We start from the raw sequence: 21,789 nt of genomic DNA, 5'->3' as shown, positions 1-21,789 counted from the left end.
GGGTCGGGATGGATCAGCCGGCGGCCGCGGGCTCCGGCTCCTTGGCCCGCGCCTCGGCGTCGAGACGCTTGGTCAGCTGGTCCCCCTCGAGGTCGAGGTTCGGGATCAGCCGGTCCATCCAGCGCGGGATCCACCAGGCAGCCTTGCCGACGATCGCCATGAACGCCGGGATCAGCGTCATCCGGACCAGGAACGCGTCGGCGAGGATGCCGAAGGCGAGCCCGAACCCGATCGGCTTGATCATCGCGACGTCGCTGATGATGAAGCTCCCGAAGACCGAGATCATGATGATCGCGGCTGCGGTGACCACGCGGGCGCTGTGGCTGAAGCCGGTCACGACGGCGTCGGCGGCGTCGCCACGGTGGACGAACTCCTCACGCATCCGCGACACCAGGAACATCTGGTAGTCCATCGCCAGGCCGAACAGGATGCCCACCATCAGCAGCGGCAGGATGCTGATGATCGGACCGGGGGTGTCGACCCCGAAGAGGCCCGACAGCCAGCCCCACTGGAAGACCGCGACCGTCGCGCCGAGCGCGATGCCGATGGTCAGGAGGAACCCGACGACCGCCGACAGCGGCACCAGCAGCGACCGGAACACCAGGATCAGCAGCAGGAACGCGAGGCCGACCACGAGCGCGAGGTAGACCGGCAGCGCGTCCGCGAGCTTCTCCGACACGTCGACCGTCACCGCGGTCTGGCCGCTGACCAGGACGTCGGCGCCGGTGTCGTCGCCGACCGGAGCGACCGCGTCGCGGATGTCGCCCACGAGGCTCTGGGTCTCGGCCTCGGCGGGCCCGGTCTGCGGGATCGCCGTGATCGTGTAAAGGTTCTCGCCGGCCGGCTGGCCCGGCAGCACCGCCGCCAGGTCGGTGTCGACCGACTCGACCGCCGACGCCGCGGCCCCGACCGCCGCCTCGGGGTCGTCGACGCCCTCGGTGTCGACGACGACGAGCAGGGGTCCGTTCGCCCCGGCGCCGAAGCCCTCGGCGATCAGGTCGTACGCCTTGCGCTGCGTGGTGTCGGTCGGCGCCGTACCGTCGTCCGGGAGCGACTCCTCCAGGGAGAGCACCGGGATCGACGCGATCGCGGCGACCGCGATCCCCACGACGGTCACGAGGATCTTCTTGCCGGAGACGAACCGTGCCCAGCGCAGGCCCATCGGCGGCTTGTCGGACTCGTCGGCGAGCTCGGGATCGTGCTGGCGCAGGAACGGGATCTTGCCCTTGACGATCCGCTTCTTCGCGAAGCCGAACAGCGCCGGCAGGAGCGTGATCGCGATGATGACGGCGATCGCGACCGTGGCCGCGGCGGCGAGCCCCATCTCGGTCAGGATCGAGATGTTCACGACCGACAGCCCCGCGAGCGCGATCACGACCGTGAGACCGGCGAACACGACCGCGGTCCCCGCGGTCCCGACGGCGCGTCCCGCCGCCTCCTCGGGCTCGCGCCCGATCCCGATCTCGTGCCGGTAGCGCGACACGATGAACAGGGCGTAGTCGATCCCGACCGCGAGGCCGAGCATCGTCGCGAGGATCGGGGTGGTCGACCCCAGGGACATGAACCCGGTCAGCGTCGTGATGCCCGCGACGCCGATCCCGACACCGATCAACGCCGTCAGCAGCGGCATCCCGGCGGCGATCAGCGAGCCGAACGTCAGGACGAGGACGACGAGCGCGACGACGATGCCGATGATCTCCGAGCTCCCCGTCTCCGGGATCTCGGTGAGCGCGTCTCCGCCGACCTCGACCGTCAGGCCCGCGTCACGACCCGCCTCCGGCGCCTCCTCGAGAGCGTCGACCTGGGCCGAGGACAGATCGATCGCCTGGGTGTCGTAGCTGATCGTGGTGTACGCGATGGTCTGGTCCCGCGAGACCTGCTGGGCCTCGAACGGGTCCACCGCGTTGACGACGCCCTCCTCGGACGCCATCTCCTCCACGGTCTGCGTGATCACCTGGGCGTACTCGGGATCGGTGACCTGGGAGCCCTCGGGAGCCTCGAACACGATCCGGGCGGTGGCGCCGTCGGCGACCGCCTGCGGGTTGCGCTCCTTCATCAGGTCGAACGCCTCGACCGACTCCAGGCCCGGCATCGAGAAGTTGTCCGAGGTCTTGCCGGACAGCGTGGCGGCGCCGGTGCCGGCGAGGACCAGGAACACCAGCCAGGCGGCCAGGACGCTCTTGCGGTGGCGGAACGCCCACCGTCCGAGACGGTAGAGGTACCAGGACACGGGCTTCTCCTCAGGTTCGGTGCGCCGCAGCGCGGGTCGGGTCAGTTCTCGGGGCGGGTGATGCCGAGGGCCGGGATCAGGACGGCATCGAGGAACGCCAGGACGTACGCGGGGTCGGACGGGACGCCCTCGACGACCTCGCGCAGCATCGCGGGGCCGATCAGCGAGATCGCGAAGAAGTCGATCGCGGGGTTGCCCGCGGCGACCTCGCCTCGGGCGACAGCCCGGTCGATCAGCTCGCGCAGCGTCTCGACCCGACCCGCGACCAGGTGCTCGTGCAGCGAGACCGCGAGCGAGTCGTTGGTCCGGCAGGCGTGCAGGACCGCCGGGATCAGCGCCAGGTCGTCGGACTCGAGCGCGTCGTCGGTGCGGGCCTGCAGCTCGATGAAGTCGCTGCGGAACGAGCCGGTGTCGGGGATGGTCGGCGGGTCGGGCGCGAGCGCACCGATCGCCTCCACCACGAGCCGCTCCTTGCTCCCCCACTGGCGGTAGAGGGTGGCCTTGCTGGAGCGGGCCTGCTCGGCGACGGCGTCCATCGTGAGCTTGTCGTAGCCGACGTCGGTCAGCAGACGCAGGACGTGCCGGTAGAGCTCGACCGTGCGCTCGGGCGTGAGCCTGCTCATCGGACCTCCTCCTCTGGCCGCTGACGCGATCGGGTTGCCTGCTATCGAAACGAAACCGTTTCGTTCACAGCCTAGGTCGCGGATCCACGAACCGGGAGGGCTCGGCGACGTGCCCTGCACCACACTCCCGGCCGCCGGTCCGGGCGCCGACCCGCCGGTACGGTCGGAGCATGAGTGAGCTCGTCACCGACCTGCGCCGGTTCCTCGACGGCCCGTACGCCGCGATCCGCGACCGGGTGCGCGCCGACCTCGCCCGGGACCCGCGCACCACGGACACCGCGCTGAGCATCGACGAGCAGCGCGCCGCGACACGCGAGGCCCTGCTGGCCCTGGCCGGCTCCGGCATGCCCGCCGCGGGCTTCTCCCGCGACCACGGAGGCACCGGCGACATCGGCGCGAGCATCACCGGGTTCGAGATGCTCGTCTACTCCGACGTCTCGCTCATGGTCAAGGCCGGTGTGCAGTGGGGGCTGTTCGGCGGCGCGGTGGAGAACCTCGGCACCGAGCGGCACCACGCGTACCTCGAGCAGATCATCGCGGGCGACCTGCTCGGCTGCTTCGCGATGACCGAGACCGGGCACGGCAGCGACGTCCAGAGCATCGAGACGACCGCGACGTACGACCCGGGGACGTCCGAGTTCGTGATCGACTCCCCGTCCCCGAGCGCCCGCAAGGACTACATCGGCGGTGCCGCGCACGACGCCCGGATGGCCGCCGTGTTCGCGCAGCTCGTCACCGCAGGCCCGGGCGAGGAGCCGGTCTCGCACGGCGTGCACTGCCTGCTCGTGCCGATCCGTGACTCCGACGGGCACGACCTCCCCGGCGTGACCACCTCCGACTGCGGGCCCAAGGGCGGACTGAACGGCGTCGACAACGGCCGGATCGTCTTCGACCACGTCCGGGTCCCCCGGGACAACCTGCTCGACCAGTACGCCTCGGTCGCGCAGGACGGGACGTACTCCTCCCCGATCGAGAACCCGAACCGCCGGTTCTTCACCATGCTCGGCACCCTGATCCGGGGCCGCGTCAGCATCGCCGGCGCGAGCGGTGCGGCGTCCCGGCTGGCCCTCGCGATCGCCGGGCGGTACGCCCTCACACGCCGCCAGTTCGACGCCCCCGGCCACGCCGAGGAGGTGACGATCGCCGACTACCTGACCCATCAGCGCCGCCTGCTCCCCGCGGTCGCCCGCGCGTACGCCCTCCAGTGCGCCCAGAACGACCTGGTCAGCACGCTGTCGCGGATCCAGGGCGGGGCCGAGCCCGTCGACCCGGGCGAGCAGCGCACCCTGGAGGCACAGGCTGCCGGGCTCAAGGCCGTCGCGTCCTGGGATGCGTCGGCCACCATCCAGACCTGCCGCGAGGCCTGCGGCGGAGCCGGCTACCTCGCCGCGAACCGTCTCACCACGCTCAAGGCCGACACCGACGTGTTCACCACGTTCGAGGGCGACAACACCGTCCTGCTCCAGCTCGTCGGCAAGGAGCTCCTCACCGGGTACGCCGACGAGGTCGGCGGGCTGGATCCCGTCGGGATGATCCGCTTCGCCGTGACCAACGCCGCCGACACCGTGCTCGAGCGCACCCCGATGTCGGGGTTCGTGCGCGGGCTGCTCGACGCCACGAAGCGCGAGGGCGACGAGCCGGACCTGCTCGACCGCGGGACGCAGCTCAGTCTGCTCGTCGACCGCGAGGAGCACGTGCTGGAGACCCTCGCCCGCCGGATGCAGGAGGCCCGCAAGGCCGAGGGCGTCGACGCGTTCGCTGCGTTCAACGCGGCACAGGACCACCTCGTACGGCTCGGGCGGGTGCACGTGGAGCGTCTCGTGCTCGAGTCGTTCGTGACGAAGGTGGCCGAGCTCGACCCGTCCGACGACGAGCTGCGCTTCGTCCTGGACGCGCTCGCCGATCTCTACGCGTTGAGCGTGATCGAGAACGACCGGGCCTGGTTCCTCGAGCACCGCCGGCTGTCCGTCGGCCGCGCCAAGGCCGTGATCCGGCTCGTCGACCGGCAGTGCCGCCGACTGCGCCCGTACCTCGGCGATCTGGTCGACGCGTTCGGCATCCCCGACCCGCTGCTCGACGTGGAGATGCTCGGCTGACCTCCCGGGACGGGCTCAGTCGTGCAGGATCCGCTGGAACAGCCGGTGGTCCTGCCAGCGCCCGGCGATCCTGAGGTACGCGGGGGCGAGCCCGATCTCCTGGAATCCCACCCGCTGCAGGACCGCGACCGACCGGTGGTTGTCGACCAGGGTGCCGGCCGCGATCCGGTGGAGTCCGAGCGCGGTCGCGTACGCGCAGACCGACTCGACCGACCGCGTGATCAGGCCCCGGCCGTTCCAGCTCTGCGCGAGCCAGTAGCCCAGGTCGGCGCCCTGCAGCGCACCGCGGACGACGTTGTTGAGGTTCACCATGCCGATGACCTCGGCCCCGGCAGCGATCACGCTCGGCACGCTGCGCCCGGCCTCGGCCTCGGCGAGGACCAGGCCGATCCGCTCGGCCTGCGCAGGCTCGGTGGCCCAGTCCGCGGGGCGCTCCGGCTCGTACGGTGCGAAGAACGGCCGCTCCCGCGCGTAGGTCGCGGCGAGGGCGGCTGCGTCGTCGAGCGCGAGCGGGCGCAGCACGATGCCCGGCTCGATCTCGACGCGCAGCGGCGCCACGGTCATCGCTGCGCGTTCTCCTCGGACGCCGCTTCCTCGGACGCCGCTTCCTCGTCGGCCGCCGCGGACTCGCCGTCCTCGCTCGACCCGGTCTCCTCGACCTCGAGCTCGGTCGCGCCCGGGGTCTGCGCAGCGGCCAGACCCGTCACCCCTTCGCCCGGCTCCGGGTCCTCCGCCAGGTCCGCCGCCGCCGGCGCCTGCGCAGGCGTCACCTGCGGTGCGCTGAGCGTCGCCCGCGCCGGTGCGTGGCGTGCGATCACCGCTGGCGTCTCGCCGACGATCGCATTGTGGTTGTGACCCCAGAACAGGTAGCGGGCGCCGAGGTTGATCATCGTCGCCAGACGGTTGCGCCCGCCGAGCAGGAAGTAGAGGTGCACGACGGTCCAGATCACCCACGCGATGAAGCCGGTCAGCAGCGGCAGGCCCTTGGCCTCCGCGACCGCCGAGGCCCGACCGATCGTCGCCATCGTGCCCTTGTCGCGGTAGCGGAACTCCTTGATCTCCTTGCCCGCCAGCCGCGCCTTGATGTCCTGGGCGACGTACTTGCCACCCTGCATCGCCGGCTGCGCGAGCTGCGGCAGCGCACGCTCGCCGTCCTCGACGGCGACGTCACCGATCGCGTAGACACCGTCGAGACCCTGCACCCGCAGGTGGTCGTCGATCATGATCCGGCGGCCGCGACCGAGGGGGACGTTCCAGTGCTCGAGCACCGGGTGGGTCGTGATGCCCGAGGCCCAGATCACCATGTCGGCCGGGATGAAGTCCCCGTCGTTCACGACGACGCCGTCCGGCTTGACCTCCTTCACCGAGGTCTCCAGGCGCAGGTCGACGCCGCGCTTCTCCAGCGCCCGGCGGGTGTAGTCGCGCAGCTTCGGCTTGAACGGGCTCAGCACGTGCGGAGCCATCTCGACCAGCGTGATGTGGACGCGGTCGATGTCGATCTCGGGGTACGTCACCGGGAGGTCGTGGCTGCGGAGCTCGGCCAGAGCACCGGCGGTCTCGACACCGGTCGGGCCGCCGCCGACGACGATCATCCGGAAGTCCTGGTTCTGGCCGTTGATCTCGGCGTCCTCCAGGATCGCGAACATCTTGTCGCGAGCCGCCAGCGCCTGCGAGCGGCGGTACAGCGGGAGGGTGTACTCCTCGGCGCCGGGGATGCCGAAGAAGTTCGCCGTCACACCCGAGGCGATGATCAGGTAGTCGTAGCTGAGCGCGAGGCCGCCGTCGAGGTTGATGGTCTTCGTGCTGTGCTCCATCGAGACGACCGTGCCCTTGATGAAGCGCACGTTGTCCTGGCCGGCATGGACGGCGCGGAGGAACCACGTGATGTCGCCGGGATTGAGGGTGGAGGTCGCCACCTGGTAGAGCAGCGGCTGGAAGGTGTTGTAGGTGTGCCGGTCGACCAGGGTGATGTCGACGTCGGCCCTCTTCAGCTTCCGGACGGCGTTGAGGCCGCCGAAACCGCCACCGACGACGACGACGTGCGGTCGCGTGTGCGGCATGACTCGCGGATCGGACATGGATTCCACCGTACGCCGGGCCGGGCGGTTGCGACGACGTGGCCGAGGCGAGCACGGGTCCGCGGTGACGTGCGTCACCAGTGCGTCGGACGCCGGGCGCCGGGCTACCGACGAGTTGCGTACGCGCACGCGGCCCCTCTCGCGCGAGCCCCTACGATTGACGTATGACCGAACACTTCGACGTCGTCGTCCTCGGCGCGGGACCGGGTGGGTACGTCGCCGCGGTCCGCGCCGCCCAGCTGGGCCAGTCCGTGGCCGTCATCGAGCCGAAGTACTGGGGCGGCGTCTGCCTCAACGTCGGCTGCATCCCGAGCAAGTCGCTGCTCCGCAACGCCGAGCTGGCGCACACGATCAGCCACGAGGCGGAGTCGGTGTTCGGCATCAGCGTCGGGGAGGTGTCGCTCGACTACTCGAAGGCCTACTCGCGCAGCCGCGACGTGGCCGAGGGCCGGGTCAAGGGCGTGCACTACCTGATGAAGAAGAACAAGATCACCGAGATCCACGGGACCGGCGCCTTCGTCGGCGAGAAGGAGCTCGAGGTCGCGCTCAACGACGGCGGCTCCCAGCGCGTCACCTTCGGCAGCTGCATCATCGCCACCGGGTCGGTCACCAAGCTGCTCCCCGGCACGAGCCTGTCCGAGCGGGTCGTCACCTACGAGGAGCAGATCCTCTCCGACAACGTCCCCGAGTCGGTGATCGTCGCCGGGGCAGGCGCGATCGGCGTCGAGTTCGCCTACGTCCTGAGCTCCTACGGCGCGAAGGTCACGATCGTCGAGTTCCTCGACCGCGCCGTCCCGAACGAGGACGCCGAGGTCTCGAAGGAGCTCACCAAGGCGTACAAGAAGCTCGGGATCGACATCCTGACGACGACCCGCGTCGACTCGATCGACGACTCCGGCGACAAGGTCAAGGTCACCGTCACGCGCAACCACTCCGGCGACGCCCAGGAGGAGGTGCTCGAGGCCGACAAGGTGCTCCAGGCGATCGGCTTCGCACCGCGCAGCGACGGCCTCGGGCTCGACAAGGCCGGGGTGAAGCTCGACGGCCGCGGCGCGATCGAGATCGACGACTACATGCGCACCAACGTCGACGGCATCTACGCGATCGGCGACGTCACCGGCAAGCTGATGCTCGCGCACGTCGCCGAGGCGCAGGGCATCGTCGCGTCGGAGACCATCGGTGGCGCCGAGACCTTCCCGCTCGACTACGCGATGATGCCGCGCGCGACATTCTGCCACCCGCAGATCGCCTCGTTCGGCTACACCGAGGAGCAGGCGAAGGAGAAGGGCTTCGACGTCAAGGTCTCGAAGTTCCCGTTCTCCGCGAACGGCAAGGCGCCCGGGCTCGCCGACACCGTGGGCTTCGTGAAGCTCGTGGCCGACGCCACCTACAACGAGCTCCTGGGCGCCCACATGGTCGGCCCGGAGGTCACCGAGATGCTGGCCGAGCTCACGCTCGCGCAGCGCTGGGACCTCACCGCCGACGAGGTCGCCCGCAACGTGCACGCGCACCCGACCCTGTCGGAGGCCGTGCAGGAGGTCGTCCACGGCATCGCGGGCCACATGATCAACCTCTGATCCCGCCGACGACCCTCCTGCACGAACGACGATGCGGTTCGACCATCAGGTGGTCGAACCGCATCGTCTTGTGTGACGGGGCGATCGGGTCAGGGCCTGCGTGAGCGGAACCACGCGCTGACCTCGCGACGCCACACCATCACGAGACAGGCGGCCTCGGCGGCGACGAACACCAGACCGAACGGGAAGGCCAGCGCCGAGACGACGATCGCGAGGCCGGTCACCGCCGTGAACGCGATCCGCGCGACCGGTTGTCCGCTCAGCGTCCACAGCGCGGTCCCGAGGCCCGCCAGGGCGAGCGTCCCCAGCGCCAGCGACATCCAGAACAGCAGCTGAGCGAACTCCGTCGCACTCATCGAGACCTGCTCGAGCATCCGCTCCTCGACGATCATCGGCTGCTCGGCGATCAATCGCGCGTACTCCGTCGGCGACGCGAGGTAGACCAGGGCGTTCAGCGCGAAGACGCCGCCGACCAGCGCAGACAGCCCGGCAGCGATCGCCACCGCGACCACGAGGGGGCGCGGTCGCCCGACCGGGCGCAGCGGCTGCGCCGCGTGCCCGTAGGGCTGCCCGTACGGCGCAGGCTGCTGCCCGTACGGCGCAGGCTGCTGCGCGGCGGGCTGCTGGCCGTACGGACCCGGCTGCTGCCCGTACGGCGCAGGCTGCGGCGTGGGGGGTTGCTCGGGCGCGGTCGGGAGCGCCTGCCCGGGACCGGAGGCGTACGGCCGGGGCGACGCGGGTGGGACCTCCTCGCCCTCCTCGGCGGGTCGCACCCCCACGCCGACCCGGTCGCGCGGCGCAGCGGCCGGTGACGGCCGGCGGGACGCATCGGGCCCGGGGGTCGCGGGCGGCGCGGTGGAGCGCGCCGACGGCGGAGTCTGACCGAACGGGTCGGCGCCTCCTGCAGCCGCCGCGGCTGGGGGCCTGAACCACGCGCGTGCCTCGCGGCTCCACAGGAACGCGATCACGAGCACGCCGAGCAGCGCCGGGAGCAGACCGGCGAGGCCGGCCGCGGCGAAGGCCAGCGTCTCCAGGGCCGCGACCACCGTGAGGCCGATCCGAGCGCCGCGGTGCCGCTTCGCCGTCCAGATCGCGAGCACGATCGCGGCGGCGGACAGGGCACCCGCGACCATGAGAACGACGCGGAGCCACCGCAGAGCGACCTCCACCGAGACGTCCACGGGCGCGGTGCCGAGCGCGCTCTCGACCTGCTCCCTGACCTCGAGCGACCCCCAGTCCGACAGCGTCGCGACCACCTGGATCAGGACGAGCACGGCGGCGGCTCCTGCCATCAGGCAGGCGCTCGTCACCTTGGACGGACGTGGCGTGGACTCGTCGGCCATGCGGCCATCCCATCACGACGTGCAAGCCAGGCCGTACGGCGGTGCATCCGGCTCCGCCGCACGGCCTGCCTGCGGCCCTCGGGTCAGGTCCGCGGAGCTGCCGCGACCGAGAGCCCTTCCCGCTCGGGGTCGACGTCGACGACGACCTCGTCGCCGTCGCGCACCTCACCGGCGAGCAGCTCGCGGGCCAGGGTGTCGCCGATCGCCTGCTGCACGAGCCGCCGCAGCGGACGTGCGCCGTACGTCGGGTCGAACCCGGTCGTGGCGAGCCAGGTCCGAGCGGCGTCGGTGACGGTCAGGCGGATCCGCCGCGCCTCGAGCCGCTGCGCGAGGGCCGCGACCTGCAGGTCGACGATGTGCGCGAGGTCGTCGGTCGACAGCGGATCGAACATCACGACCTCGTCGAGCCGGTTGAGGAACTCCGGCCGGAACGCCGTCCGGACCACGTCCATCACCTTGGCGTTCTTCGTCTCGTCGTCCAGCGCCGGGTCGGCGAGGTAGAGCGAGCCGAGGTTCGAGGTGAGGATCAGGATCACGTTGCGGAAGTCGACCGTACGACCCTGCCCGTCGGTGAGACGACCGTCGTCGAGCACCTGGAGCAGGATGTCGAAGACCTCCGGGTGGGCCTTCTCGACCTCGTCGAGCAGCACCACCGAGTACGGACGCCGGCGGACGGCCTCCGTGAGCTGGCCGCCCTCGTCGTAGCCGACGTAGCCGGGAGGCGCCCCGACGAGCCGCGAGACCGAGTGCTTCTCGGAGTACTCGCTCATGTCGATCCGCACCATCGCGCGCTCGTCGTCGAAGAGGAACTCCGCGAGTGCCTTCGCCAGCTCGGTCTTGCCGACACCCGTCGGTCCGAGGAAGAGGAACGAGCCGGTGGGGCGGTTCGGGTCGGCGATCCCGGCACGCGAGCGCCGGACCGCGTCGGAGACGGCGGCGACCGCTGTCGTCTGCCCGATCAGCCGGTGGCCGAGCTCGGACTCCATCCGCAGGAGCTTCCCGGTCTCGCCCTCGAGCAGGCGGCCGGTCGGGATGCCGGTCCACGACGCGACGACCTCGGCGATCTCGTCGGGGCCGACCTCGTCGTTCACCATCTTCTCGACGGCGCCCTCGCCCTCCGACGACTCGGCCTCGTCGGCCTCCGCGGAGGAGAGCTGCTTCTCCAGCGTCGGGATCTCGGCGTAGTTCAGCCGGGCGGCGGTCTCGAGGTCGCCGGCGTTCTGGGCCCGCTCGGCCTCGCGCCGCAGCTCGTCGATCTTCTGCTTGATCTCTCCGACGGCGTTCAGGCCCGAGCGCTCGCGCTCCCAGCGGGCCTCGAGCGCCCGCAGGTGCTCCTCGTCGTCGGCGAGCTCGGCCCGCAGCTTCGCCAGCCGCTCCGCCGACGCCTCGTCGGTCTCCTTCGACAGGTGGAGCTCCTCCATCTTCATCCGGTCGACCGAGCGCCGCAGCGTGTCGATCTCGACCGGGTTGGAGTCGATCTCCATCCGCAGGCGGCTGCTCGCCTCGTCCACGAGGTCGATCGCCTTGTCCGGCAGCTGACGTCCGGTGATGTAGCGGTCGGACAGCGACGCGGCCGCGACCAGCGCTGCGTCGGCGATCTCCACCTTGTGGTGCGCCTCGTAGGTCTCCTTGAGCCCGCGCAGGATCGCGATCGTGTCCTCGACGCTCGGCTCGTCGACCAGCACCTGCTGGAAGCGCCGCTCGAGCGCCGGGTCCTTCTCGATGTTCTCGCGATACTCGTCCAGCGTCGTCGCGCCGACCATCCGCAGCTCGCCGCGGGCCAGCATCGGCTTCAGCATGTTGCCCGCGTCCATGGCGCTGTCACCGGTTGCGCCCGCACCGACCACGGTGTGGAGCTCGTCGATGAACGTGATGATCTGGCCGTCGGACTCCTTGATCTCGTTGAGGACGGCCTTGAGCCGTTCCTCGAACTCACCGCGGTACTTCGCGCCCGCGACCATCGCGCCGAGGTCCAGCGCGATCAGTCGGCGACCCTGCAGCGACGTCGGGACGTCACCGGCGACGATGCGCTGCGCGAGCCCCTCGACGACGGCGGTCTTGCCGACGCCGGGCTCGCCGATCAGGACCGGGTTGTTCTTCGTCCGGCGGGTCAGCACCTGCACGGTCCGGCGGATCTCCGCGTCACGACCGATCACCGGGTCCAGCTTGCCCTCGCGGGCCGACGCCGTCAGGTCCACGCCGTACTTCTCCAGCGCCTGGTACGTGTCCTCGGCGTCCTGGCTGGTCACACGGCCCGACCCTCGCACGCTCCGGAACGCATCCTGGAGCGCGTCGGCGGTCGCGCCGACGCCGCCGAGGACCTCCTTGGCCTTCGAGTCCACCACCGCCAGCCCGACCATCAGGTGCTCGGTGGAGACGAACTCGTCGCCCAGCTCGTCCGCGAGGTCCTGCGCACGTTGGAGCACCTCCAGCGTGCCTCGCGCGTAGCCAGGCGACGCGACGGCCTGGCCGGCTGCCGACGGCAGCGTGCCGAGCGCCTCCTTCGTGCGGGCGCGCACGGTCGCCGGGTCCGCCCCGACCGCCTGGAGCAGCGGGACGGCCGTCCCGCCCTCGGCGTCGAGCAGCGCGTCGAGCAGATGCACCGGGTCGACGGCCGGGTTGCCCGCAGCCGCGGCGTGCTGGATCGCAGCCGCGACGGCCTGCTGGCTGCGGGTCGTGAGCTTCGAAGCGTCCATGTTCTCCCCTGTGGTCAGCGAAACATCAGTTGATGAGTACAACGCACAGAAAGTTGAGCCGATTCCGCTCAACCCGAGAATTCTTGCACAGCCCGCTCAGCAGCCGCCGAGCGACTCCCGCAGCGTCCGCACGTACAGCCTCGCCCCTCGCTCGTTCGGATGCACGCGGTCCGCCGACAGCAGCGCGTCCCGGCCGGCGACGGCCGCATGCCACGGAGCGAGCACCACCCGGGCGTTCCGCCGCGCGACCGTTCGTACGGACGCCAGCGCGCCGCGCTGCCACGACCGACCGGGGACGTACGGGGTCATCAGCACGACCGTGCGACCAGCCAGGGTCCTGCGCACCAGCCGGTCCAGGTCGGCCGTGTCGATCAGACCGTTCGTGCCGGTCCCGATCACGACCACCCGCCCCAGATTCCCCTCTCGTGCCGCGCTCCGGACCGCCCCGGCGACGTCGGCGTACTGCCACCCCACCTTCGCCCGCGCGGACGTGCGGGGCATCACCTCGGCCAGCGCGGGGGCCGCCGCGATCAGCACCGAGTCGCCGAACGCACTCACGGGGACCTGCCGACCGACCGTGCGGCAGGTCGCCGGACGCGCGCCCGCACGGCTCGCCCGCGACCCGGCACCGCGGGACCCGTCGCTCGACCCGGGCTGGGTGGTCATCCCGGCCAAGGCCGCCTCGCCCCGCGCCAGCGACGCCTCGAGCCCACTGCGCTCGGGCGCCCGGGTGACGCCTACCGAGGCCGTGACGACGACCGCGCCGACTCCGACGGCGGTCGCAGCTCGCACGCCCCGCGACCACGCAGGACCCGGCGACGGGCGGCGTACCGCGGCCGCCCAGCCACGCAGCGTGGCGCCGATCCCGTCGCGCCGCATCGGCAGCTCGACCAGCCGGTACGACACGTCGGCGACGGCGACCGCGGCCGCCACCGCGACCAGCCCGGCGGCGAGCGCCCGCTCGGGCGGGGCGATCCGGACGGCCGCGACCACGAGCGGCCAGTGCCAGAGATAGATCCCGTACGAGCGCTGACCCACCCATCGCAGCGGCGCGACGGCGAGGGCCCGCGCCAGCGGCGTCCGGTTCGCGGCCGCCAGGACGACACCGCAGACGGCGACCGACACGAGCAGCAGGCCGCCGCGGTACGCGACCGGCGACGTCCACGGCACCAGCACCGTGTACCCGGCGACCAGCACGAGGCCGCCGGCGCCCACCCACGTGAGCCAGCGGCCCGGGCGCGCCGCCGGAGCAGCGCCGTTCAGGAGGTTCGCTGCGCCGCTCAGCGCGAGCGCGGAGCCCAGCAGCAGCCCGAAGACGTGCGTGTCCGTCCCCATGTACGCGCGGGTGGGCGCGTCCGGTGCGAACGTCCACGCCATCGCGACCGCGGAGGCGCCACCGAGCACCAGCGCGAGCACGGCCGCTCCCCGGCGGCGCAGCACCCGCAGCATCAGCACGAGCACGACCGGCCAGAGCAGGTAGTACTGCTCCTCGATCGCCAGGGACCAGAGGTGGTTGAGGATCGGTGGCTCGCCGGCGTCCGCGTACGCCCACCCGTCGGCGACCTGGAGCCAGTTGCTCGTCCAGGTCACCCCGCCGAGCACCTGACGCTTCAGACCCGCGCCCGTGTCGCGTCCGACGAGCACCGTCAGCGCCGCGACGGCGATGACCAACGTCGCCGCGGCCGGGACCAGGCGCCGGAGCCGCCGAACCCAGAACCCCGGCAGGTCGACCCGCCCCTCGCGCTGCGCCTCGGCGAGGAGCAGGGTCGTGATGAGGAAGCCGGACAGCACGAAGAAGACATCCACGCCGGCGTATCCACCGGGCAGGGCGGCCGGCGCCACGTGGTAGGCGACGACGAGCAGGACGGCGACAGCGCGCACGCCGTCGAGCCCGGGCGCCGTGGGGCGTCCGAACGACATGGGGGATCCTCCGAGAACGAGCCGGCCGGGCGGCGGGGGACCGCGGGCGCGCTCGATCGTACCCGGGGCGACCCAGCATCCCGCCCGCGTGGGCGAGGTGTGCGGAAGGGCCTCAGCGGAGCCGCGTGACCTGCACCCGGCAGGTCAGGGCGTCGGAGCCGTTCACGGGGATCGCAGCGATCTCGAACGGCGTCTCCACCCCCGTCGCGACCTTCGGGATCACCACGCGCCGCGCCTTGACGCCGGTCGCTCCGGGCGGGGCCACCAGCACCGTGACCCGGAAGTCGGCCTTGTCGGCGCTGTTCACCAGCACGCCGGCCGCCCGCCACCGCGTGCCGTCCCCGACCGGGACGCAGTCGAAGGACTCCAGGTCGGCCGCCGCGTCGACGTGGCGCCTCGGCTCCGAGTCCGCCGGCTGGCTCGTCGGCGCGTCGGAGGGATCCGCGCTGGGGTCGGCGGAGGCAGCTCCGTCACCGGCGCAGCCGGCGAGCAGCAGCACGCCGGCCCCGACGAGGACCCCGAACCCCGAACGCCGTGCTCGCATGGCCTCATCAGAACACGGTCGTACGGTCGATCGCGGACGCCACCCCGAGGGCCCGCACGCCCCTCGGCTCAGACGAACGCGTCGGCTGTGAGGGGCAGGTACGGAGAACCGGCCACCGGCTCCCAGTGCAACCGCTCGCCCTCGCGCCACCGGGTGATCTCGTCCTGGTCCATCGCGTCGAGCAGGACCGGATGCCCGTCCGCGCCGGCGACGGGCCAGCGGTGCGGCCGCAACCCCACGTACGCACTGACGGCGTCGGGGGACGAGCCGTCGGCCAGCACGACCTGCGCCGGGTCGATCGGAACGAGGTCGTAGCCGGTGCCCCGACCCTCGACCACGTCCAGCAGGGCGAGCTCCTCGTCGGTGCAGAGCGAGACGAAGAACGGGGCCGCGTGGTCCTGTGCCCCCACCAGGGTCGCGACGACCTGCTCGTCGTACGCGCGGGTGCCGTGGCTCCAGACCGCCGCGAGCCCAGAGGTCTCGCAGGCCAGGTTGACCCAGGGGCCGCCCTGACGGAGCAGCTTCGAGGGGCAGCGGTTCGAGCCGAAGCTCAGCACGGCCGTACGGCCGGCGAGGCCCTGCAGGCCGCGCTCGCGCAGCCACGCGTCGAGACAGACGGGGACGGGACCAGAACGCACCGCCCAGCCCGACGGGGTCGCGGCGTCGACCTCGACGGCGTGGACGACACCGTCCTCGCCCACGACGTAGGAGTGGTCGGGCCAGCGTCCCGGGTACGGGTCCTCGGGCCAGTCCGAGGCGGGCCTCGGGGTGCTCATCGCCAGTCCTTCACGTCGTCGGTCGTGTCGTCGGTGGTCGCTCGCCTGAGCGCCAGTCGCCCAGGATACCGGGGCGGACGTCACCGGATCGTCACCGTCCAGCGGGCGAAACCTCCGTAGCCTGGACCCATGCACCGCCTGATCCCGATCGCAGCGCTGACGGCGCTCGCCCTGTCGGCCTGCGGCACGACGACCGACGACGGGTCGGGTCCGTCCGCGACGGAGTCGACGACCACGACGGCACCGGCGACCGGCACGGCGGACACCGCGGCGACCGAGGCCGCACCCGAGGACGAGCCCGTCCAGGCGCCGACGGTGCTGCGCTTCGAGGCCACGAGCCTCGACGGCGAGGCGGTCGACGGCACCACCTACGCCGGGACGCCGGTGGTGTTCTGGTTCTGGGCGCCGTGGTGCCCGACCTGCCAGGGCGAGGGGCCGGCGGTCGCCGAAGCAGCCGACGCCCTCGGTGACGACGCCGCGATCGTCGGCGTCGCCGGGCTCGACCGGGATGCCGACGCGATGGCGTCGTTCGTCGACCGCACCGGCACCGACGCGATCACGCACCTGGACGACCGCGACGGCGACCTCTACCGGCACTTCGGGGTGACCACGCAGTCGACGTACGTCGTCGTGTCCCCCGACGGGACCACCGTCTCGGAGTCCGGACCGCTGAGCGCCGAGGACATCGCCGCCCTCGTCGACGACGCCGCGTAGCCCGTGGACGAGATCGCGCTCGCGCTGGCCGCCGGGAGCCTCGCGGCGTTCAACCCCTGCGGGTTCGCGCTGCTCCCGAGCTACCTCGGCCTGCTGCTCGCCGGGACGGGCGGGCCGTGGCGCGCACTGCGGCTGACGACCGCGATGACGGCCGGGTTCGTGACCGTGTTCGGCGCGTTCGGGCTCGCGCTGACCCTGGTGGCGGTCCCGCTCCAGCAGTACCTGCCGTGGGCGACCGTCGTGATCGGCATCGTGCTCGTCGGCCTCGGGATCTGGCTGCTCACCGGTCGTGAGCTGCTGGTCCGCGTCCCCCGGATCGGAGCCGGCGCCGGCACGTTGTCGTTCGTCGCGCTCTACGGCTACGGCGTCTCGTACGCGGTGGCGTCGTTGTCGTGCACCGTCGGCCCGTTCCTCGCCGTCACCGGGATCGCGACGAGCCACGGGACGTTCGCGAGCAGCGTCGCGACCTTCGTCGCCTACGCAGCCGGGATGGGGATCGTGGTCGGGGTGCTGTCCGTCGCGGTCGTGCTCGCGCGGGACGGGTTGGTCACCCGACTGCGCCGCGTCCTGCCGTACGTCTCGCGGGCCAGCGGAGCGCTGCTCGTCCTCGCCGGCGCGTACGTCGCGTACTACGGGATCTACGAGCTGCGGGTGTACGACGGCGGGAGCGCCGACGATCCCGTCGTCGGCGCGGCCACGTCGATCCAGGGCGCGATCAGCGGCTGGATCGACGACGCCGGCGTGTGGCCGTTCGCCGTCGCGCTGGCACTGCTGGTGGCGGGCACGCTCGTCGTGGTCCGCACACGGCGCAGGCGAGCTTGATTCCCTCCGGTCGGGCCGTGCGGTGACCCACCCGCGATCCGGAGGTTCCAGGGCTGGGCAACCAGCTCGACCCAGGAGCGTTGCTCTGGCCACCGCCATGTCGAGATGCCGCGTCTGCGACACGGAGATGTCGAGAGACACGCGCCGCCGGTCCTGCTGCCTGGGTTGCGGCACCACGCCCGGCGGCAACGCCGACGCGTCCGACGGACTAGCGCCGACGTGTGCTCCGCACGACGAACCCCTGCATGTCCGCGAACCGCACCGGCAGGTTCCGGGCCACGGGCGGGACCTCGGCCTCGCGGGCCGCCAGCTCGGCCTCGAGCTCGGCGACCCGGGAGCGCAGCGCGAGCACCTGGTTCTCCAGGTCGAGCACGCGCCGCACCCCCTCGAGGCCGAGTCCCTCCGCGGTCAGCTGCGCCACCTCACGGAGCAGCTCGATGTCCCGAAGCGAGTAACGACGGCCACCGCCGCCGGTGCGCGCCGGGCTCACGATGCCCAGCCGGTCGTACGTCCGCAGCGTCTGCGGATGCAGACCGGACAGCTCCGCGGCGATGCTGATCACGAAGACCTTCGCCTCCGGTCCGGGCGGCGTGAAATCGCCGACGCTCCTGGGCATCACGCACCTCCGGCGAACAGCGCGGCCCGGGGATCCGTGCCGTCGCGGGCCTCACGGTACGCCTCCACGGCCGCGCGCGTGGCGTCGTCGAGCTCGCTCGGCACCTGCACGTCGACCGTCACGAGCAGGTCGGCCTTCGTCCCGTCCTTGCGCGGAGCACCCTTGCCCCGCGCCCGGAAGGTCCGGCCGTTCGGCGTCCCGGCGGGCACCTTCAGCCGCACCGGAGCGCCGCCCAGGGTCGGCACCGAGATCTCCGCGCCCAGCGCCGCCTCGTCGAAGGTGACCGGGACCGTGACGGTCAGGTTGTCGCCCTTGCGGCCGAACAACGTGTGCGGCTCCACGTGCACGGTGACGTACAGATCGCCGGCGGGGCCGCCGTTCTCGCCCTTCGCGCCCTTGCCCTTGAGCCGGATGCGCTGCCCGTCCTTCACCCCGGCGGGGATCCGGACCTGCATCGTGTGCGTCGACGCTGCGCGGCCGGAGCCGAAGCACGTCGGGCACGGGTCGTCGACGACGAGACCACGTCCGCGGCACTCGTCGCACGGCTCCATCGTGGCGAACAGCCCGCCCGAGGCGCTCGTCTGCATGCCCGAGCCCTCGCAGTGCGGGCAGACCCTCGGAACCGTCCCCGCGCGTGCGCCCGTGCCGTGACAGGACGGGCACGCCTCGTCGCTGGTGGTCCGCAGCGCCACGGTGACGCCGCCGATCGCGTCGGCGAACGAGAGGGTCGCCTCCGACTCGACGTCGGCGCCGCGCCGAGCACGGGCCGTACGAGTCCGGGTGCCGGCTCCCCCGCCGCCGAACATGCCGCCGAGCAGGTCGGAGAAGTCGAACCCGCCACCGGACGTGGTCGTGCCGAAGTCGCCGAACCCGCCACCGCCCGCCCCGGCAGGCCGGAACCCGCCGGAGGCGAACATCGCACGCTGCTCGTCGTACTCCTTGCGCTTGTCGGCGTTGGACAGCACGCCGTACGCCTCGGAGATCTCCTTGAACTTCTCCTCGGCCGCCTTGTCCCCCGGCTTCGCGTCGGGGTGGTGGTCCCGGGCGAGCTTGCGGTAGGCCTTCTTGATCTCGGCCGCCGAGGCGTCCTTGGACACCCCGAGGGTCTGGTAGAAGTCCTTCTCGAACCACTCACTGTTCACGGGACCACCTCCTCACGTACGTCGTGGTGAATCATTCCCCGTCGGTGCGACCGGTGTCCTGCGACGCGCCCTCGGCCGCGCCTTCCGCCTCCGGCGCCACGTCCCCGGCCGTGCCTGTCGGCACCTCGGGCGGCGCCGTCGACTCGTCCGGCTCCACGACCGAGACCCGTGCGGGTCGGAGCACCTTCTCGCCGATCCGGTAGCCGACCTGGATGACGTGCTCGACCGTCGGTCCCGACGGCCGATCGTCGTCACCGTCGGCGTAGCGGTGCATCAGCGCCTCGTGGACCATCGGGTCGAACGCGTCGCCCTCGGCACCGAACGACTCGAGGCCGTGCGACGACGTGGCCTGCACCAGCGAGTCGGCGACGGCCTTGAAGCCGCCCTCGAGCTCGCCGTGGTGACGGGCCCGACCGATGTCGTCGAGCACCGGCAGCAACGAGCTGAGCACGGAGGCCTGCGCATTCACGCGCTGGGCCTCGCGGTCGCGCTCGACGCGTCGCCGGTAGTTCACGTACTCGGCCTGGAGCCGCTGCAGGTCCGCCGTCCGCTCCGCGAGCTGACGCGCCAGGTCCGGCTCGCCCTCGCCGGCAGCGGCATCCGCCGTGGCCTCGGGGGCCGGAGCAGGGGCTTCCTGCTCCGGCACCTCCTCGGACTGGTGGTTCTCAGCGGTCACTTGGTCTCACCCTCGTCGTCGACGATCTCGGCGTCCACGACGTCGTCGTCGTCCGACGGGGCCTCGGCACCCTCGGCCCCACCGGCGGCGCCCGCCGCGGCGTCGGCCTGCGCGGCCGCCTCGTAGATGGCACTGCCCATCTTCTGGCTCGACTCGCCCAGCTTGGCGATCGCCGCCTTCACGGCGTCGTTGTCCTCGCCGGCGAGCGCCGTCTTCAACGACTCGACGTCGGCGGTGACCTCGGCCTTCACGTCGTCGGAGACCTTGTCGCCGTTCTCGGCGAGGAACTTCTCCGTCGAGTGCACCAGGGTCTCGCCCTGGTTGCGGACCTCCACGGCCTCCTTGGCCAGGCGATCCTCCTCGGCGTACTGCTCCGCGTCGCGGACCATCCGGTCGATGTCCTCCTTCGAGAGGGCCGACCCGCCGGTGATCGTCATCGACTGCTCCTTGCCGGTGCCCCGGTCCTTGGCGGAGACGTTGACGATGCCGTTGGCGTCGATGTCGAAGGTGACCTCGATCTGCGGGACGCCGCGCGGCGCCGGAGCGATGCCGGTCAGCTCGAACGTGCCGAGCATCTGGTTGTGCGCCGCCATCTCGCGCTCGCCCTGGTAGACCTGGATCGCCACGGACGGCTGGTTGTCGTCGGCCGTGGTGAAGACCTCCGAGCGCTTGGTCGGGATCGTGGTGTTGCGCTCGATCAGCTTGGTCATCACGCCGCCCTTGGTCTCGATGCCGAGGCTCAGCGGGGTGACGTCGAGGAGCAGCACGTCCTTGACCTCGCCCTTGAGGACACCCGCCTGCAGGCTCGCGCCGACGGCGACGACCTCGTCCGGGTTCACGCCCTTGTTGGGCTCCTTGCCGCCGGTCAGCTCGCGGACCAGGTCGGCCACGGCGGGCATCCGGGTGGAGCCGCCGACGAGCACGACGTGGTCGATGTCGGCGACCTTGATGCCGGCGTCGGAGATCACGTGCTGGAACGGCTTGCGGGTGCGCTCGAGCAGGTCAGCGGTGATCTTCTGGAACTCCGCACGGCTGAGCGTGAGGTCGAGGAAGACCGGGTTCTTCTCGGAGTCGACCGTGATGTACGGGAGGTTGATCGAGGTCGACTGCGAGCTCGACAGCTCGATCTTGGCGCGCTCGGCGGCCTCACGGACCCGCGGCATCGCCATCTTGTCCTTGGTGAGGTCGATGCCGGTGTCGGCCTTGAACTTCGTGACGATCCAGTCCACGACCTTGTCGTCCCAGTCGTCGCCGCCGAGGTGGTTGTCACCGCTGGTCGCCTTGACCTCGATGACGCCGTCGCCGATCTCGAGCAGGGACACGTCGAAGGTGCCGCCGCCGAGGTCGAAGACGAGGATGGTCTGGTCGTCGCCCTTGTCGAGGCCGTACGCGAGCGCGGCCGCGGTCGGCTCGTTGATGATCCGGCTGACGTTGAGGCCGGCGATCTCGCCCGCCTCCTTCGTGGCCTGACGCTGGGCGTCGTTGAAGTACGCCGGGACGGTGATGACCGCGTCGGTCACCGGCTCGCCGAGGTAGGCCTCCGCGTCGCGCTTCAGCTTCTGCAGGACGAACGCCGAGATCTGCTGCGGGGTGAACGGCTTGTCGTCGATCGACTGGCTCCAGTCGGTGCCCATGTGACGCTTGACGGACCGGATCGTCCGGTCGACGTTGGTGACGCCCTGGCGCTTCGCGACCTCGCCGGTCAGTACCTCGCCGTTCTTGGCGAAGGCGACCACGGACGGAGTCGTACGCGCCCCTTCGGCGTTGGCGATGACGGTGGGCTCGCCACCCTCCAGCACGGCGACGACCGAGTTCGTCGTCCCGAGATCGATTCCGACCGCACGGGCCATGAGTTGCCTCCTGTTGATGTGATGCAGTTGCCTGGTCAGTCTCCCCCGGCTGCCGGGAGAGATTCAAATCAGTTGAGTCGATCAGT

General features: G+C 71.6%; 17 protein-coding genes. 4 read left to right on the top strand and 13 right to left on the bottom strand.

The window, feature by feature from the left end:
• Positions 1-13 precede the first annotated feature (13 nt).
• Together CLV56_RS11155 and CLV56_RS11150 are read right to left on the bottom strand one after the other, a co-directional pair.
• Complete coding sequence (locus tag CLV56_RS11155) at positions 14-2,230, bottom strand: MMPL family transporter (protein ID WP_039340026.1); 2,217 nt, start codon at positions 2,228-2,230, stop codon at positions 14-16.
• Positions 2,231-2,271: 41 nt separating this feature from the next.
• On the bottom strand, positions 2,272-2,853 hold the full coding sequence (locus tag CLV56_RS11150; protein WP_039340028.1) for a TetR/AcrR family transcriptional regulator: 582 nt from the start codon (positions 2,851-2,853) through the stop codon (positions 2,272-2,274).
• A gap of 170 nt (positions 2,854-3,023) precedes the next feature.
• On the opposite strand from CLV56_RS11150, the gene CLV56_RS11145 reads away from it, so the two are divergent.
• Complete coding sequence (locus CLV56_RS11145) at positions 3,024-4,949, top strand: acyl-CoA dehydrogenase family protein (RefSeq protein ID WP_039340030.1); 1,926 nt, start codon at positions 3,024-3,026, stop codon at positions 4,947-4,949.
• Between the two features lie 15 nt (positions 4,950-4,964).
• On the opposite strand, the gene CLV56_RS11140 is transcribed toward CLV56_RS11145, so the two are convergent.
• Both CLV56_RS11140 and CLV56_RS11135 read right to left on the bottom strand, forming a co-directional pair.
• A complete protein-coding gene (locus CLV56_RS11140) occupies positions 4,965-5,513 on the bottom strand; it encodes a GNAT family N-acetyltransferase (RefSeq protein WP_039340032.1) in 549 nt (182 codons plus the stop codon).
• Entirely contained in the window at positions 5,510-7,027 is a 1,518-nt protein-coding gene (locus tag CLV56_RS11135) for an NAD(P)/FAD-dependent oxidoreductase (protein ID WP_211288044.1), read from the bottom strand. The genes CLV56_RS11140 and CLV56_RS11135 overlap by 4 nt, the downstream gene beginning before the upstream one ends.
• 164 nt (positions 7,028-7,191) lie before the next feature.
• Here CLV56_RS11135 and lpdA point away from each other — a divergent pair, with 164 nt between their 5' ends.
• Positions 7,192-8,604, top strand: coding sequence for a dihydrolipoyl dehydrogenase (gene lpdA, locus CLV56_RS11130; RefSeq protein WP_039340034.1), 1,413 nt, complete (start codon positions 7,192-7,194; stop codon positions 8,602-8,604).
• An 89-nt stretch (positions 8,605-8,693) separates the two neighbouring features.
• Here lpdA and CLV56_RS11125 read toward each other — a convergent pair whose 3' ends face one another.
• The 5 genes from CLV56_RS11125 to CLV56_RS11105 form a co-directional block, all read right to left on the bottom strand.
• The gene (locus CLV56_RS11125; RefSeq protein ID WP_100414826.1) at positions 8,694-9,947 is read right to left on the bottom strand and encodes a hypothetical protein; all 1,254 of its coding nucleotides are present in this window, start codon (positions 9,945-9,947) and stop codon (positions 8,694-8,696) included.
• 83 nt (positions 9,948-10,030) lie between these two features.
• Positions 10,031-12,643, bottom strand: a complete 2,613-nt coding sequence (gene clpB / locus CLV56_RS11120; RefSeq protein ID WP_039341127.1) for an ATP-dependent chaperone ClpB — start codon at positions 12,641-12,643, stop codon at positions 10,031-10,033.
• Positions 12,644-12,739: 96 nt separating this feature from the next.
• On the bottom strand, positions 12,740-14,563 hold the full coding sequence (locus tag CLV56_RS11115) for an acyltransferase family protein (protein ID WP_100414825.1): 1,824 nt from the start codon (positions 14,561-14,563) through the stop codon (positions 12,740-12,742).
• Positions 14,564-14,675: 112 nt separating this feature from the next.
• Entirely contained in the window at positions 14,676-15,107 is a 432-nt protein-coding gene (locus tag CLV56_RS11110; RefSeq protein WP_039341130.1) for a hypothetical protein, read from the bottom strand.
• Positions 15,108-15,175: 68 nt separating this feature from the next.
• Positions 15,176-15,883, bottom strand: coding sequence for a gamma-glutamylcyclotransferase family protein (locus CLV56_RS11105; protein ID WP_100414824.1), 708 nt, complete (start codon positions 15,881-15,883; stop codon positions 15,176-15,178).
• A gap of 129 nt (positions 15,884-16,012) precedes the next feature.
• On the opposite strand from CLV56_RS11105, the gene CLV56_RS11100 reads away from it, so the two are divergent.
• Both CLV56_RS11100 and CLV56_RS11095 read left to right on the top strand, forming a co-directional pair.
• Entirely contained in the window at positions 16,013-16,597 is a 585-nt protein-coding gene (locus CLV56_RS11100; RefSeq protein WP_100414823.1) for a redoxin domain-containing protein, read from the top strand.
• Between the two features lie 3 nt (positions 16,598-16,600).
• On the top strand, positions 16,601-17,419 hold the full coding sequence (locus tag CLV56_RS11095; RefSeq protein WP_039341132.1) for a cytochrome c biogenesis CcdA family protein: 819 nt from the start codon (positions 16,601-16,603) through the stop codon (positions 17,417-17,419).
• Between the two features lie 208 nt (positions 17,420-17,627).
• Here the strand turns inward: CLV56_RS11095 and CLV56_RS11090 are convergent, their stop codons facing one another.
• The 4 genes from CLV56_RS11090 to dnaK are packed head-to-tail and all read right to left on the bottom strand — an operon-like array spanning position 17,628 to position 21,703.
• The gene (locus CLV56_RS11090) at positions 17,628-18,035 is read right to left on the bottom strand and encodes a heat shock protein transcriptional repressor HspR (RefSeq protein ID WP_100414822.1); all 408 of its coding nucleotides are present in this window, start codon (positions 18,033-18,035) and stop codon (positions 17,628-17,630) included.
• A complete protein-coding gene (dnaJ, locus tag CLV56_RS11085; protein ID WP_039341136.1) occupies positions 18,035-19,177 on the bottom strand; it encodes a molecular chaperone DnaJ in 1,143 nt (380 codons plus the stop codon). Before dnaJ ends, CLV56_RS11090 begins: the two co-directional genes overlap by 1 nt.
• 31 nt (positions 19,178-19,208) lie before the next feature.
• The gene (gene grpE, locus CLV56_RS11080; protein WP_100414821.1) at positions 19,209-19,853 is read right to left on the bottom strand and encodes a nucleotide exchange factor GrpE; all 645 of its coding nucleotides are present in this window, start codon (positions 19,851-19,853) and stop codon (positions 19,209-19,211) included.
• Positions 19,850-21,703 (bottom strand): molecular chaperone DnaK, encoded by a 1,854-nt coding sequence (dnaK, locus tag CLV56_RS11075; RefSeq protein ID WP_039341139.1) that lies wholly within the window; start codon positions 21,701-21,703, stop codon positions 19,850-19,852. The genes grpE and dnaK overlap by 4 nt, the downstream gene beginning before the upstream one ends.
• Between the last annotated feature and the right edge of the window lie 86 nt (positions 21,704-21,789).

The organism is Mumia flava (assembly GCF_002797495.1).
GTDB lineage: Bacteria > Actinomycetota > Actinomycetes > Propionibacteriales > Nocardioidaceae > Mumia > Mumia flava.
This window is presented reverse-complemented; position numbering and strand designations above follow the sequence as displayed.

What these genes read in the sequence shown, in the direction of transcription:
- CLV56_RS11150 (WP_039340028.1), bottom strand. Translation starts at nt 2,853, where the DNA reads ATGAGCAGGCTCACGCCCGAGCGCACGGTCGAGCTCTACCGGCACGTC.
- CLV56_RS11145 (WP_039340030.1), top strand. Translation starts at nt 3,024, where the DNA reads ATGAGTGAGCTCGTCACCGACCTGCGCCGGTTCCTCGACGGCCCGTAC.
- CLV56_RS11140 (WP_039340032.1), bottom strand. Translation starts at nt 5,513, where the DNA reads ATGACCGTGGCGCCGCTGCGCGTCGAGATCGAGCCGGGCATCGTGCTG.
- CLV56_RS11135 (WP_211288044.1), bottom strand. Translation starts at nt 7,027, where the DNA reads ATGTCCGATCCGCGAGTCATGCCGCACACGCGACCGCACGTCGTCGTC.
- lpdA (WP_039340034.1), top strand. Translation starts at nt 7,192, where the DNA reads ATGACCGAACACTTCGACGTCGTCGTCCTCGGCGCGGGACCGGGTGGG.
- CLV56_RS11125 (WP_100414826.1), bottom strand. Translation starts at nt 9,947, where the DNA reads ATGGCCGACGAGTCCACGCCACGTCCGTCCAAGGTGACGAGCGCCTGC.
- clpB (WP_039341127.1), bottom strand. Translation starts at nt 12,643, where the DNA reads ATGGACGCTTCGAAGCTCACGACCCGCAGCCAGCAGGCCGTCGCGGCT.
- CLV56_RS11115 (WP_100414825.1), bottom strand. Translation starts at nt 14,563, where the DNA reads ATGTCGTTCGGACGCCCCACGGCGCCCGGGCTCGACGGCGTGCGCGCT.
- CLV56_RS11110 (WP_039341130.1), bottom strand. Translation starts at nt 15,107, where the DNA reads ATGCGAGCACGGCGTTCGGGGTTCGGGGTCCTCGTCGGGGCCGGCGTG.
- CLV56_RS11105 (WP_100414824.1), bottom strand. Translation starts at nt 15,883, where the DNA reads ATGAGCACCCCGAGGCCCGCCTCGGACTGGCCCGAGGACCCGTACCCG.
- CLV56_RS11100 (WP_100414823.1), top strand. Translation starts at nt 16,013, where the DNA reads ATGCACCGCCTGATCCCGATCGCAGCGCTGACGGCGCTCGCCCTGTCG.
- CLV56_RS11090 (WP_100414822.1), bottom strand. Translation starts at nt 18,035, where the DNA reads ATGCCCAGGAGCGTCGGCGATTTCACGCCGCCCGGACCGGAGGCGAAG.
- dnaK (WP_039341139.1), bottom strand. Translation starts at nt 21,703, where the DNA reads ATGGCCCGTGCGGTCGGAATCGATCTCGGGACGACGAACTCGGTCGTC.